This is a genomic window from Enterobacter sp. MGH 24, assembly GCF_000493015.1.
GTDB lineage: Bacteria > Pseudomonadota > Gammaproteobacteria > Enterobacterales > Enterobacteriaceae > Enterobacter.
Genome location: NZ_KI535657.1, coordinates 4,691,823 through 4,704,642, shown reverse-complemented (window position 1 = coordinate 4,704,642; position 12,820 = coordinate 4,691,823). Strand labels below are relative to the sequence as shown.

General features: G+C 58.6%; 11 protein-coding genes. 9 read left to right on the top strand and 2 right to left on the bottom strand.

The window, feature by feature from the left end:
- Nucleotides 1–73 precede the first annotated feature (73 nt).
- Nucleotides 74–2,071 carry a bifunctional tRNA (5-methylaminomethyl-2-thiouridine)(34)-methyltransferase MnmC2/FAD-dependent 5-carboxymethylaminomethyl-2-thiouridine(34) oxidoreductase MnmC1 gene (gene mnmC / locus L370_RS00145; RefSeq protein WP_032666637.1) on the bottom strand — a complete coding sequence of 666 codons (1,998 nt, stop codon included), beginning with the start codon at nt 2,069–2,071 and terminating at the stop codon, nt 74–76.
- Between the two features lie 158 nt (nt 2,072–2,229).
- Between mnmC and fabB the strand changes: the two genes are divergently transcribed.
- On the top strand, nt 2,230–3,447 hold the full coding sequence (gene fabB, locus L370_RS00150) for a beta-ketoacyl-ACP synthase I (protein WP_023336433.1): 1,218 nt from the start codon (nt 2,230–2,232) through the stop codon (nt 3,445–3,447).
- Between the two features lie 68 nt (nt 3,448–3,515).
- Nucleotides 3,516–4,694 (top strand): MFS transporter, encoded by a 1,179-nt coding sequence (locus L370_RS00155; RefSeq protein WP_032666636.1) that lies wholly within the window; start codon nt 3,516–3,518, stop codon nt 4,692–4,694.
- A 90-nt stretch (nt 4,695–4,784) separates the two neighbouring features.
- Here the strand turns inward: L370_RS00155 and flk are convergent, their stop codons facing one another.
- Entirely contained in the window at nt 4,785–5,789 is a 1,005-nt protein-coding gene (gene flk / locus L370_RS00160) for a flagella biosynthesis regulator Flk (RefSeq protein ID WP_023336431.1), read from the bottom strand.
- Nucleotides 5,790–5,902: 113 nt separating this feature from the next.
- Here flk and pdxB point away from each other — a divergent pair, with 113 nt between their 5' ends.
- From pdxB to dedD, 7 genes are all read left to right on the top strand, one after another.
- Nucleotides 5,903–7,039 carry a 4-phosphoerythronate dehydrogenase PdxB gene (pdxB, locus tag L370_RS00165; protein WP_023336430.1) on the top strand — a complete coding sequence of 379 codons (1,137 nt, stop codon included), beginning with the start codon at nt 5,903–5,905 and terminating at the stop codon, nt 7,037–7,039.
- Nucleotides 7,040–7,106: 67 nt separating this feature from the next.
- A complete protein-coding gene (locus tag L370_RS00170) occupies nt 7,107–8,120 on the top strand; it encodes an aspartate-semialdehyde dehydrogenase (protein ID WP_023336429.1) in 1,014 nt (337 codons plus the stop codon).
- Nucleotides 8,120–8,932 carry a tRNA pseudouridine(38-40) synthase TruA gene (truA, locus tag L370_RS00175; protein WP_023312566.1) on the top strand — a complete coding sequence of 271 codons (813 nt, stop codon included), beginning with the start codon at nt 8,120–8,122 and terminating at the stop codon, nt 8,930–8,932. The genes L370_RS00170 and truA overlap by 1 nt, the downstream gene beginning before the upstream one ends.
- Nucleotides 8,933–8,960: 28 nt before the next feature.
- Nucleotides 8,961–9,620: a DedA family protein gene (locus tag L370_RS00180; protein ID WP_023336428.1), complete on the top strand. Its 660-nt coding sequence runs from the start codon at nt 8,961–8,963 to the stop codon at nt 9,618–9,620.
- 154 nt (nt 9,621–9,774) lie between these two features.
- Nucleotides 9,775–10,680, top strand: coding sequence for an acetyl-CoA carboxylase, carboxyltransferase subunit beta (gene accD / locus L370_RS00185; RefSeq protein WP_023336427.1), 906 nt, complete (start codon nt 9,775–9,777; stop codon nt 10,678–10,680).
- A gap of 70 nt (nt 10,681–10,750) precedes the next feature.
- Nucleotides 10,751–12,019 (top strand): bifunctional tetrahydrofolate synthase/dihydrofolate synthase, encoded by a 1,269-nt coding sequence (gene folC / locus L370_RS00190; protein ID WP_023336426.1) that lies wholly within the window; start codon nt 10,751–10,753, stop codon nt 12,017–12,019.
- Nucleotides 12,009–12,695: a cell division protein DedD gene (gene dedD, locus L370_RS00195; protein WP_023336425.1), complete on the top strand. Its 687-nt coding sequence runs from the start codon at nt 12,009–12,011 to the stop codon at nt 12,693–12,695. The genes folC and dedD overlap by 11 nt, the downstream gene beginning before the upstream one ends.
- Nucleotides 12,696–12,820: the final 125 nt, after the last annotated feature.

Below are 12,820 nucleotides of genomic sequence, written 5' to 3'. Positions count from 1 at the left end.
TTCGCCCGGTGGCGCTGCGCTTACCGGGCCTACGAATATCCCCTCAGCCCTATTGGTGAGGGCACCCGCCCCCCTACTTAACCTTCTTCCCCTTCAGCAGTTTCCGTACCCACAAGCGATTCGGATTCAGTCCCGCAAGCGTAACCCTGTCCAACGGAATTGGCTCGTCGCTCATTTGTGCGGCTAACACTTCCGCCAGCAGCGGTGCGGAACACAGCCCGCGAGACCCTAATCCACCGAGCATATACAGCTCCGGATAAACCGGCGCGCTTACCGCGTTATCCCGGTTATCGGCAAGATCCTGATAGGCCTCAAGCGTTGCCTCATAGTCCGGCACATTGCCCGCCATCGGCAGATGATCGCGGGTGGCGCAGCGCACGCCGCAGCGCGCGTCTCCGGCGCTGGCGTCAACCTCTTGCGCCCACGCCGCATCCGGGAAACAGTCAATCAGGCGCTGGCGGTTCTGCGCCTGATCCGCGTCGCTGTAGCGCATATCCGTTTCGCCACGATGGTAGCTGGCTCCGATGCAGTGATGGCCGTTAGACGGATTTTGCGGCGTCAGATAGCCGTCATAGCACAGCACCTGACGCAGTTTGCCGAGCGCAGGTGTGGAAGGAATATGGCTTACCTGGCCGCCGACCGGATAAACCGGCAACGCTTCTGTCTGGATAAACTGGCTGATGTTATGCCCGTTTGCCAGCACAACGCTGGCATGGCTCGCCGCTTTGCCATCAGCAAAACGCAGATTCCAGCGCTCGCTTCGGCTCAGCGATTCAACGGTGTGAGCATAATGCGCCGTCAGCCCGCGCGACTGCGCCAGGGCAATGACCGCCGCGGTCAGCTCAGCCGGGCACAGCCAGCCGCCGAGAGGATACTGAATGCCGCCGCAGCCGGTGTCCACGCCAGCGGTGGCTGCCACCTCTTGCGCACTGACCGCGCGAGCAATCTCCTCCGGCAGACCCAGCGACAACATCTGCGTGATTTTTTGCTGGCTCTTTTCATCCCAGCCGAGCTGCGTCACGCCGCACCAGTCATGGTCGAACGCCAACGGCAGGGCGTCGTACAGGCGACGGGCGAAGGTAAACGCCGCCGGGAAAAACCGGAACAGGGCCGGGTCGTGCGCGCTTAAAAGCGGATAGAGCGCCCCCTGGCGGTTGCCGGACGCGCCGTTTGCTGGCGCGTCGTCAGCACAGTAGAGCGTAACCTGCCAGCCGCGGTGGAGAAGCGCGAGAGACAGCAGAGCGCTGGCGATCCCCCCGCCGACTATCGCCACCTCACGTGATGCGCTGGCACCGCGCGTAAACCAGGGTGCCTGAGCGGGAACGTCCAGCGTCTGCTCCATTCTGCCGACCAGCATGTCGCGCTTGCGGCCAAAGCCTTTGGTCTTCTGCATGGTAAAGCCCGCCTCCTGCAGCCCGCGGCGGACAAAGCCTGCCGAGGTGAAGGTGGCAAGCGTTGCGCCAGGACGCGCTAGCCGCGCCATCGCGCTAAACAGATGCTGGCTCCACATGTCCGGGTTTTTGGCGGGGGCAAAACCGTCCAGGAACCACGCGTCAACCGTCTGATTCATCGAATCATCGAGCGTATCGGTCAGGTCATTGATGTCGCCAAGCCATAAATCCAGCGTCACGCGTCCGCCTTCCAGAATCAGACGGTGGCAGCCGCCGACGTGAGGCGGCCACTGCGCCTGAAGCTGCTCCGCCAGGGTGGCAAGCTCTGGCCAGCGCTGATGAGCGAGCCGCAGATCGTGCGCGGTGAGCGGGAATTTTTCGAAACTGATGAAATGTAATCTTTGTAGCGTAGCCTCAGGGTGTGCAGCGTGAAACTGGTTAAACGCCTGCCAGAGGGTTAAAAAATTGAGCCCGGTGCCGAATCCACTTTCCGCGACCACAAACAGGCTCCGTGGATGCGCCGGGAAGCGGGTGCTGAGCTGGTTTCCGTCGAGGAAAACATAGCGAGTTTCTTCGAGTCCATTATCATTAGAAAAATAGACGTCATCAAAATCTCGGGAAACAGGTGTACCCTCAGCGTTGAATTCGAGGTTGGCGGGTTGTATAGCGTTTTGTTTCACGTAAGTTACTCGTCTGACAGGCAGTGGCACGATCTTAACGATGTGAGTCCATCGGTGCAAATTTCCGCAGAAAATGTCTGATCGGACTTGTTCGGCGTACAAGTGTACGCTATTGTGCGACTCGAAACTTACTATAGTGCGACTTACAGAGGTATTGAATGAAACGTGCAGTGATTACTGGCCTGGGCATTGTTTCCAGCATCGGTAATAACCAGCAGGAAGTCCTGGCATCTCTGCGTGAAGGACGCTCCGGGATCACTTTCTCTGAAGAGTTTAAAGATTCAGGTATGCGTAGCCACGTATGGGGTAACGTCAAACTGGACACCACCGGTTTGATTGACCGCAAAGTGGTTCGTTTCATGAACGATGCCTCTATTTATGCTTATCTCTCCATGCAGGAAGCGATCAAAGATTCCGGCCTGAGTGAAGAGGTTTATCAGAACAACCCGCGCGTGGGTCTGATCGCCGGTTCCGGCGGCTCATCAAAAGCGCAGGTATTCGGCGCTGACGCAATGCGTAGCCCGCGTGGTCTGAAAGCAGTAGGTCCGTACGTGGTGACTAAAGCCATGGGTTCTGCGGTTTCCGCGTGCCTGGCGACCCCATTCAAAATCCACGGTGTGAACTACTCCATCAGCTCCGCGTGTGCGACTTCCGCACACTGCATCGGTAATGCTGTTGAGCAGATCCAACTGGGTAAACAGGACATCGTATTTGCTGGCGGCGGCGAAGAGCTGGGCTGGGAAATGGCCTGTGAATTCGACGCGATGGGCGCACTGTCCACCAAGTACAATGAAACCCCGGATAAAGCATCCCGTACCTATGATGCGCACCGTGACGGTTTCGTTATCGCGGGCGGCGGCGGCATGGTTGTGGTTGAAGAGCTGGAACATGCCCTGGCACGTGGCGCACACATCTACGCTGAGATCGTGGGCTACGGCGCAACGTCTGACGGCGCCGACATGGTTGCGCCATCCGGCGAAGGCGCGGTGCGCTGCATGAAGATGGCGATGCACGGCGTTGACACCCCAATCGACTACCTGAACTCCCACGGTACCTCTACTCCGGTAGGCGACGTGAAAGAGCTGGGTGCGATCCGTGAAGTCTTCGGCGACAACAGCCCGGCGATCTCCGCGACCAAAGCCATGACCGGCCACTCGCTGGGTGCGGCTGGCGTGCAGGAAGCGATCTACTCTCTGCTGATGCTGGAAAACGGCTTTATCGCGCCAAGCATCAACATTGATGAGATGGACGAGCAGGCTGCTGGCCTGAACATCGTGACCAAACCAACGGAAGCGACGCTGACCACCGTCATGTCAAACAGCTTCGGCTTCGGTGGCACCAACGCCACGCTGGTCATGCGTAAGCTGAAAGCATAAGCGTTTGAATGTATAGTAGAAGGGAGCCTGATGGCTCCCTTTTTTTATGCCTGAATTCGGAGTTATGCATGATGGCCGCAACCTCAGAAAAAAACGCCACGTCCGGGAACACCTCGCTGTTCCGTATCGCGTTTGCGGTATTTCTGACCTATATGACCGTTGGCCTGCCGCTGCCGGTGATACCGCTGTTCGTTCATCAGGAGCTGGGCTATGGCAACACCATGGTTGGCATTGCCGTGGGCATTCAGTTTTTAGCCACGGTATTAACCCGCGGTTACGCCGGACGGCTGGCGGATCAGCACGGTGCAAAACGTTCGGCGTTACAGGGGATGTTTGCCTGTGGGCTGGCGGGCGGCGCATGGCTGCTGGCGGCTCTCCTGCCGGTAGACGCCGCGTATAAATTTACGCTGCTGGTGCTGGGCCGTTTAATCCTTGGATTTGGTGAAAGCCAGCTGCTGACCGGCACCCTGACCTGGGGAATGGGCCTGGTGGGCCCGGCACGTTCTGGCAAGGTGATGTCCTGGAACGGTATGGCCATCTATGGCGCGCTGGCCGCAGGCGCACCGCTTGGGCTGCTGATTAATAGCCAGTTTGGATTTGCGGCGCTGGCTGCCACTACCATGGTGCTGCCGCTGGTGGCATGGGCGTTCAACGGCTCGGTGCGTAAGGTGCCCGCGCACAAAGGCGAGCGTCCTTCCCTGTGGAGCGTGGTGGGGCAAATCTGGCAGCCGGGTCTCGGGCTGGCGCTGCAGGGTGTAGGCTTCGCGGTGATTGGTACCTTTGTCTCGCTCTATTTTATGAGCCGCGGCTGGGCGATGGCCGGTTTTACGCTTACCGCGTTTGGCGGCGCGTTTGTGCTGATGCGCGTCTTCTTCGGCTGGATGCCGGATCGCTTTGGCGGGGTGAAGGTGGCGGTGGCGTCGCTGGTGATTGAGGCCATCGGTCTGCTGCTGCTGTGGAATGCACCCGTGGCATCCGTTGCGCTGCTTGGCGCGGCGCTAACCGGCTGCGGCTGTTCACTGATCTTCCCGGCGCTGGGCGTTGAAGTGGTGAAGCGCGTGGCCCCGCAGGTGCGCGGGACGGCGCTAGGAGGCTACGCGGCGTTTCAGGATATCTCATACGGGGTCACCGGACCGCTGGCCGGAGTGTTAGCCACCTCGTTTGGTTATCCGTCCGTCTTCCTGGCCGGTGCGGTTTCTGCGGTGGTTGGGATCGTGGTGACGCTGGTGGCGTTTCGCAGGACTTGAGCCGTTGTTGCCGGGTGGCGGCTGTGCCTTACCCGGCCTACGGTTCGAGCCGTTGTAGGCCCGGTCAGCGTAGCGCCACCGGGCAAAACCTCAGGCAACCAGCCAGAAAACCGCCAGTGCAATCACTAGCGCAATAAACATTAACCCTGGACGCGCCGAGAGCGTTCTGAACGTCTCGACGACCGGCGCAAACAGCGGGCTGTAGATTGGCTGAATGTTTCTCACCTCCGGCACGCCGCCTTCGCGCTCGGCGCGACGAACAAAGATTTGATTGAGCAGATCCTGCACCTGCGCGGTGGTCAGGACCGTTTGCGGCGTGACCTGCCAGTTTTGCTGGGCGTAATCCCGAATTACGTCGAACTCGTGCGGCTCAAGCGGCTGTTTGAGTGCCGCCTGGACGGTATGCAGGGTAGGGGCATTCTGGGTGCTGAGCGTCTGGCGCGCCTGGAGCCAGGTCGCCAGATGCGTAAACTGTTTGGCCGGGATCAGCTCACCCGCCTTCACGCCGGACAGCTCCAGCATGGATTGCCAGATAAGCTTCGTCGGTTCGCCGGTGGCCGCAGCCAGTTTTGTCACCATCTGCTTGAGCGTGTTGTGCTCGGCAGGCAGCAGCGGACGCTCGGTCGCCGGGCGCACCTGAGGCTGCGGAATAGACAGCTCGTTGTTCTGCAGCAGCGTCAGCACGGTTTTCAGCTGGTCTGGCGTCAGCTGGCCCAGGGCGGTCTGGCCGTACTGCTGACGGATAAAATCACTCACCGCCTGGCGGTTATTTCCCTGGCCCAGCAGCTCGGTCAGCTGCGCGACAATCTGACGCGTGGTGTGGTTCTGCTGCGCGGTAGTAATACGCTGGTTCAGGTTTTGCTCGGCGGCAGGGAAATGGCGCGACTGCAGCGGTGCGTCGTTCCTCACGCCTAAATCATGCTTCACCCCGGCCCAGACTTCCGCGTTTTGCTGCGAAGTTAGCGCAATCAGGCGCGTGATCAGTCGCTCCAGCACGGTGCGCTGTTGCGTGGATAGCGGTTGTTCACCGGCAACGTTTGGCGTGACAGGGCCTTCACCCGGAGGGCGTGGCGGCGTACCTGAAATAGGCTGCATCGTCAAAAATCCTTAAAGTCAAAACTCAGCGTAAACCCGGCATACGTATATGCCTGGCGGCCAGATTATGGCACACTTGGCAGGTTTTCTTCCTCTCAAACAGGTACTCAGACGTGAAAATCCTCGTTGATGAAAATATGCCTTATGCCCGTGAGCTGTTTAGCCGCCTGGGTAATGTTAAGGCTGTCCCTGGTCGCCCGATCCCGGTCAACGAACTGGATGACGCAGACGCGCTGATGGTGCGCTCGGTGACCAAAGTAAATGAGGCGTTGCTCGCCGGTAAAGCGATTAAGTTTGTCGGAACCGCAACGGCAGGGACCGATCATGTGGATGATCAATGGCTGAAGCAGGCCGGAATCGGTTTTTCCGCCGCACCGGGCTGTAACGCTATTGCCGTCGTGGAATACGTTTTCTCCTCGCTGCTGATGCTGGCCGAGCGCGACGGTTTTGCGCTGAAGGACCGCACCGTGGGGATTGTCGGCGTGGGTAACGTCGGCGGGCGCCTGCAAAAGCGCCTTGAAGCCTTAGGGATCCGCACGTTGCTGTGCGATCCGCCGCGCAAAGACAACGGCGATGACGGCGATTTCCGCCCGCTGGACGAGCTGGTTGAACAGTGCGACGTGCTGACGTTCCACACGCCGCTGTTTAAAGAGGGGCCGTATAAGACGCTGCATCTTGCTGATGACGCGCTGATCCGTCGTCTGAAGCCTGGCACTATTCTGATAAATGCCTGCCGGGGCCCGGTCGTGGATAACGCCGCGCTGCTGGCGTGTCTGAATGAAGGACAAGACCTCAGCGTGGTGCTGGACGTCTGGGAGCCGGAGCCGGATCTCAACGTTGAGCTTCTCAATAAGGTCGACGTGGGCACCGCGCACATCGCCGGTTACACCCTCGAGGGGAAAGCGCGCGGCACGACGCAGGTCTTCGAGGCCTACAGCGCCTTTATTGGCCATCCGCAGCAGGTAGCGCTGGATACCTTACTTCCCGCGCCTGAATTTGGCCGCATTACCCTGCATGGCCCGCTCGATCAGGCAACGCTGAAAAGGCTGGTGCATTTGGTGTATGATGTGCGCCGCGATGATGCGCTGCTGCGTAAAGCGGCGGGGATCCCGGGTGAGTTTGATAAGCTGCGCAAGAACTACGTTGAGCGCCGCGAGTGGTCTTCCCTGTATGTGATGTGCGACGACGCTTCGGCGGCGATGCTGCTGCATAAACTTGGGTTTAACGCCGTTCATCACCCGGCGCATTAATGTCTTCTTAATGCTCCCTGTCGGATACTCCGACAGGGACGCTTTTTTATTTCTGGAGTAAACCACCATGTCTGAAGGCTGGAACATTGCCATTTTAGGTGCCACGGGTGCCGTGGGCGAAGCCCTGCTCGAAACCCTTGCTGAGCGTCAGTTCCCGGTGGGCGACATCTTTGCGCTGGCGCGTACCGACAGCGCAGGTGAGCATCTGCGTTTTAACAGTAAATCCGTTATGGTGCAGGACGCGGCCGCGTTCGACTGGACGCAGGCGCAGCTGGCATTTTTCGCCGCGGGCGCTGAAGCGACTGCTGCGTACGTTGAAGAGGCGACCAACGCAGGCTGCCTGGTGATCGACCTGAGCGGCCTGTTCTCAATGGAGCCGGACGTGCCGCTGGTGGTGCCGGACGTGAACCCCTTTGTGCTGGCTGACTACCGCAACCGTAACGTCATTGCGGTGCCGAACAGCCTGACCAGCCAGCTGCTGACCGCCCTGAAACCGCTGATCGACGACGGCGGCCTGTCGCGCATTACCGTCACCAGCCTGCTGTCCGCGTCCGCGAACGGCAAAAAGGCGGTTGACGCGCTGGCCGGGCAGAGCGCGAAGCTGCTGAACGGTATCCCGATTGATGAAGATGATTTCTTTGGCCGCCAGCTGGCGTTCAACATGCTGCCGCTGCTGCCGGACCGCGAGGGCTCCGTGCGCGAAGAGCGTCGTATCGTCGATGAAGTGCGCAAAATTCTGCAGGACGATGGCCTGATGATCTCCGCGAACGTCGTACAGTCTCCGGTCTTCTACGGCCACGCGCAGATGGTAGGTTTTGAAGCGCTGCGTCCGCTGGCGGCAGAAGAGGCGCGCGATGCGTTTGGCCGCGGTGAAGACATCGTGCTCTCTGAAGAGAGCGAGTTCCCGACCCAGGTGGGCGATGCCACCGGCAGCGCGCATCTTTCCGTTGGCTGCGTGCGCAACGATTACGGTATGCCGGAGCAGGTTCAGTTCTGGTCCGTTGCCGATAACGTTCGCTTCGGCGGCGCGCTGATGGCGGTCAAGATCGCTGAAAAACTGGTGCAGGAGTACCTGTACTGATGTCAGACGTGGAACAAAAGCCGGTCCATAGAATTGCCCTCGGAATTGAGTACGATGGCAGTAAATATTATGGCTGGCAGCGTCAGAACGAGGTGCGCAGCGTCCAGGAAAAGCTGGAAAAAGCGCTCTCTCAGGTGGCAAACGAGCCGATTAACGTCCTGTGCGCAGGACGTACGGACGCGGGTGTTCACGGTACGGGGCAGGTGGTTCACTTTGAAACCACCGCCGTGCGTAAGGATGCTGCCTGGACCCTGGGTGTAAATGCGAATTTGCCTGGTGACATTGCGGTGCGTTGGGTAAAAGCTGTGCCGGATGATTTTCACGCGCGCTTCAGCGCCACGGCGCGCCGCTACCGTTATGTCATCTACAATCAGCGCCTGCGTCCGGCGGTGTTGAGCCAGGGCGTCACGCATTTTTATGAACCGCTTGATGCTGAACGCATGCATCGCGCGGCGCAGTGTCTGATTGGTGAAAATGACTTTACGTCGTTTCGTGCGGTGCAGTGTCAGTCCCGCACGCCGTGGCGCAACGTCATGCACATAAACGTCAGCCGTTTTGGCGCGTATGTGGTGGTGGATATCAAAGCCAATGCCTTTGTACATCATATGGTTAGGAATATTGTGGGCAGCCTGATGGAAGTGGGTGCCGGACACCAGCCGGAGAGCTGGATTGCAGACCTGCTGGCAGCGAAGGACAGAACGCTTGCGGCAGCCACGGCGAAAGCGGAAGGATTGTATCTGGTCTCGGTTGACTATCCGGATCGGTTTGACCTGCCGAAACCGCCAATGGGTCCGCTATTTTTAGCGGACTAAACAAAGGTGCAATTAGGGTTTAGACAATATGGACGTAATTCGTTTTTTGATTGATTTCATCCTGCATATTGATGTTCACCTGGCGGAGCTGGTCGCGCAGTATGGCGTCTGGGTTTATGCCATTCTGTTTCTTATTCTGTTTTGTGAAACCGGGCTGGTCGTTACCCCATTCCTGCCAGGGGATTCACTGCTGTTCGTTGCCGGCGCGCTATCGGCGTTACCCACTAACGATCTGAACGTGCATCTTATGGTTGTGCTGATGGTGATTGCCGCCATTGTCGGGGATGCGGTCAACTATACGATTGGACGGGTGTTTGGTGAGCGGCTGTTCAGCAATCCGGATTCGAAAATTTTCCGTCGCAGCTATTTAGATAAAACCCATGCGTTTTATGAACGCCATGGCGGAAAAACCATTATCCTTGCGCGCTTTGTGCCTATTGTGCGCACATTTGCACCGTTTGTGGCGGGAATGGGGCATATGTCCTATCGTCATTTTGCGGCATACAACGTGATTGGCGCGCTGCTGTGGGTACTGCTGTTCACCTACGCAGGCTACCTGTTTGGCGATCTTCCGATCGTTCAGGAAAACCTTAAGTTACTGATTGTAGCGATTATTGTGCTTTCCGTACTGCCGGGCGTTATCGAAATCATTCGTCACAAACGTGCGGCGGCAAAACAAGCGAAGTAAATGCACGCTGGCGGTTCGACCACTTTTTTATCCAAAGTTTCGGGCTGTTATGTTTTAATGTGCAACATTCATGGTCTGTTGGAGGCAAAAATGGCATTATTCGCCTCTTATAGCAAAACTGGCATACGACCAGGTTCAGGCAGAAAGGTTATCAATGAGCTGGATTGAACGAATTAAAAGCAACATTACCCCAACGCGCAAAGCGAGCATTCCTGAAGGGGTATGGACGAAGTGTGATAGCTGCGGTCAGGTTCTGTATCGCGCAGAGCTGGAGCGCAACCTTGAGGTGTGTCCGAAATGTGACCACCATATGCGTATGTCGGCGCGCAACCGCCTGCATAGCCTGCTGGACGAAGGCTCTCTGGTAGAGCTGGGTAGCGAACTCGAGCCAAAAGACGTGCTGAAGTTCCGCGATTCCAAAAAATACAAAGATCGTCTGGCCTCTGCACAGAAAGAGACCGGCGAGAAAGACGCGCTGATCGTCATGAAAGGCACCCTGCATGAGATGCCGGTTGTTGCCGCTGCGTTTGAGTTCGCCTTTATGGGCGGCTCAATGGGCTCCGTGGTCGGTGCGCGCTTCGTGCGTGCCGTTGAGCAGGCGCTGGAAGACAACTGTCCGCTGATCTGCTTCTCTGCCTCCGGCGGTGCGCGTATGCAGGAAGCGCTGATGTCGCTGATGCAGATGGCGAAAACCTCTGCTGCGCTGGCGAAAATGCAGGAGCGCGGTCTTCCGTACATCTCCGTGCTGACCGACCCAACCATGGGCGGCGTCTCCGCGAGCTTCGCGATGCTGGGCGACCTGAACATCGCTGAGCCTAAAGCCCTGATCGGCTTTGCGGGTCCGCGCGTTATCGAGCAGACCGTTCGTGAAAAGCTGCCGCCGGGCTTCCAGCGCAGTGAGTTCCTCATTGAGAAAGGCGCTATCGATATGATCGTCCGCCGTCCGGAAATGCGCCTGAAGCTGGCGAGCATCCTGGCGAAGCTGATGAATCTGCCAGCGCCGAACCCGGATGAGCCGCGCGAAGGCGTGGTGGTACCGGATCAGGAACCCGAGGCCTGATAACTGAAAAGGGCAGGGCCGATTGGCGCTGCCCTTTTGCTTTCTAATCTGTTAATGACAACCGGGCATTATGGAAAATAAAAGCATTCCCCAAGCCACGTCGCCCCTGGCCGCGTGGCTTTCTTATCTGGAAAACCTGCACAGTAAAACCATCGATATGGGGCTTGAGCGCGTAAGCCAGGTCGCCGCGCGTCTTGATGTGCTCAAACCGGCACCTTTCGTGTTTACCGTCGCGGGCACTAACGGTAAAGGTACGACCTGCCGCACGCTGGAATCTGTCCTGATGGCCGCGGGTTACAAAGTTGGCGTGTACAGCTCTCCGCACCTGGTCCGCTACACCGAGCGCGTTCGCGTACAGAACAGCGAGCTGCCGGAATCGGCGCATACGGCGTCGTTCGCGGAAATTGAAGCCGCGCGCGGTGAGATCTCATTAACCTATTTTGAATACGGCACCCTGTCGGCGCTGTGGCTTTTCAAACAGGCGCAGCTGGATGTGGTGATCCTTGAGGTCGGCCTCGGCGGACGTCTTGATGCGACCAATATGGTGGATGCGGACGTGGCGGTGGTCACCAGCATCGCGCTGGACCATATCGACTGGCTGGGACCGGATCGTGAAAGCATTGGCCGCGAGAAGGCGGGTATTTTCCGGGCGAATAAACCCGCCGTGGTCGGCGAGCCGGACATGCCGCACACCATTGCTGACGTGGCAAACGAGAAGGGCGCGCGTCTGCTGCGCCGCGGCGTTGACTGGCAGTATGAGGTTCAGGATAACGGCTGGCGCTTCAGCGATGCGCAGGGCGTGCTGGACAACCTGCCGCTGCCGCAGGTGCCGCAGCCGAACGCGGCCACCGCGCTGGCGGCACTGCGCGCCAGCGGATTAGCGGTCAGCGAGCAGGCTATCCGCGACGGTATTCAGAGCGCAATTCTGCCCGGGCGTTTCCAGATTGTCAGCGAGTCACCGCGCCTGATTCTGGACGTGGCGCATAACCCGCATGCAGCGGCGTATCTCGCGGAACGTCTCAAATCGTTACCAAAAACCGGGCGCGTGCTGGCGGTTATCGGTATGCTTCATGATAAAGATATCGGCGGGACGCTGGCCTGCATGGAGAGTGCGGTCGATAGCTGGTATTGTGCTCCTCTGGAGGGGCCGCGCGGTGCGACGGCTGAGCAGCTGATGGAACATCTCGGCAAAGGCGCAATCTACAGTAGCGTGGCTCAGGCCTGGCATGCCGCGATGGCGGATGCTAAACCAGAAGATACCGTGCTGGTGTGTGGTTCATTCCACACGGTGGCACATGTCATGGAAGTGATGGACGCGGGGAGAACCGGTGGCGAGTAAGTTTCAGAACCGTTTAACAGGAACCATTGTGCTTGTCGCGCTCGGGGTGATTATTCTCCCGGGTCTGCTCGACGGGCAGAAAAAGCATTATCAGGATGAGTTTGCCGCTATTCCGCTGGTCCCTAAACCGGGTGACCGCGATGAGCCGGATATGCTGCCAGCGGCGACGCAGGCGCTGCCTGCTCAGCCGCCGGAAGGGGCGGCAGAAGAGGTGCGTGCAGGCGATGCCGCCGCACCGTCGCTCGACCCGTCTCGTCTGGCGGCAGCGAGCAGCAGCGATATCGATCCGGTGCCGATAGAGCAGCCTAAACCTGTTGAAAAACCGAAGCCGGTTGAGAAGCCGCAGCCGAAACCGCAGCGGGATAAAGCCGCAGAGCAGCTGGCTGCGGCGTCAGAAACCCCTCCGCCGGCAAAACAAGACGCGGCACCGACCGGAAAAGCTTACGTTGTGCAGCTCGGTGCACTGAAAAACGCCGATAAGGTCAACGAGGTCGTGAGCAAATTGCGCAGTGCGGGATATCGTGTTTACACTTCACCTTCCACGCCGGTGCAGGGTAAAATTACCCGTATCCTCGTGGGGCCAGAAGCGTCCAAAGACAAGCTTAAAGGTTCGCTCGGTGAGCTGAAGCAGATCTCCGGCCTGAGCGGTGTGGTGATGGGCTACAGCGCGAACTAAGTACGACCTGCTCCTTAAAGAGAGAGGCGATAAGCCACGGCGTTGAACATTTTTTCAGCGCCTTTTTTATTTACGCGCGGGAAGGAAATCCCTACGCAAACGTTTTCTTTTTCTGTTAGAATTCG

Excerpts from the sequence above, each read along its gene's own strand:
- truA (WP_023312566.1), top strand. The coding sequence starts at position 8,120 with ATGTCAGACGTGGAACAAAAGCCGGTCCATAGAATTGCCCTCGGAATT.
- L370_RS00170 (WP_023336429.1), top strand. The coding sequence starts at position 7,107 with ATGTCTGAAGGCTGGAACATTGCCATTTTAGGTGCCACGGGTGCCGTG.
- L370_RS00180 (WP_023336428.1), top strand. The coding sequence starts at position 8,961 with ATGGACGTAATTCGTTTTTTGATTGATTTCATCCTGCATATTGATGTT.
- accD (WP_023336427.1), top strand. The coding sequence starts at position 9,775 with ATGAGCTGGATTGAACGAATTAAAAGCAACATTACCCCAACGCGCAAA.
- folC (WP_023336426.1), top strand. The coding sequence starts at position 10,751 with ATGGAAAATAAAAGCATTCCCCAAGCCACGTCGCCCCTGGCCGCGTGG.
- fabB (WP_023336433.1), top strand. The coding sequence starts at position 2,230 with ATGAAACGTGCAGTGATTACTGGCCTGGGCATTGTTTCCAGCATCGGT.
- L370_RS00155 (WP_032666636.1), top strand. The coding sequence starts at position 3,516 with ATGATGGCCGCAACCTCAGAAAAAAACGCCACGTCCGGGAACACCTCG.
- flk (WP_023336431.1), bottom strand. The coding sequence starts at position 5,789 with ATGCAGCCTATTTCAGGTACGCCGCCACGCCCTCCGGGTGAAGGCCCT.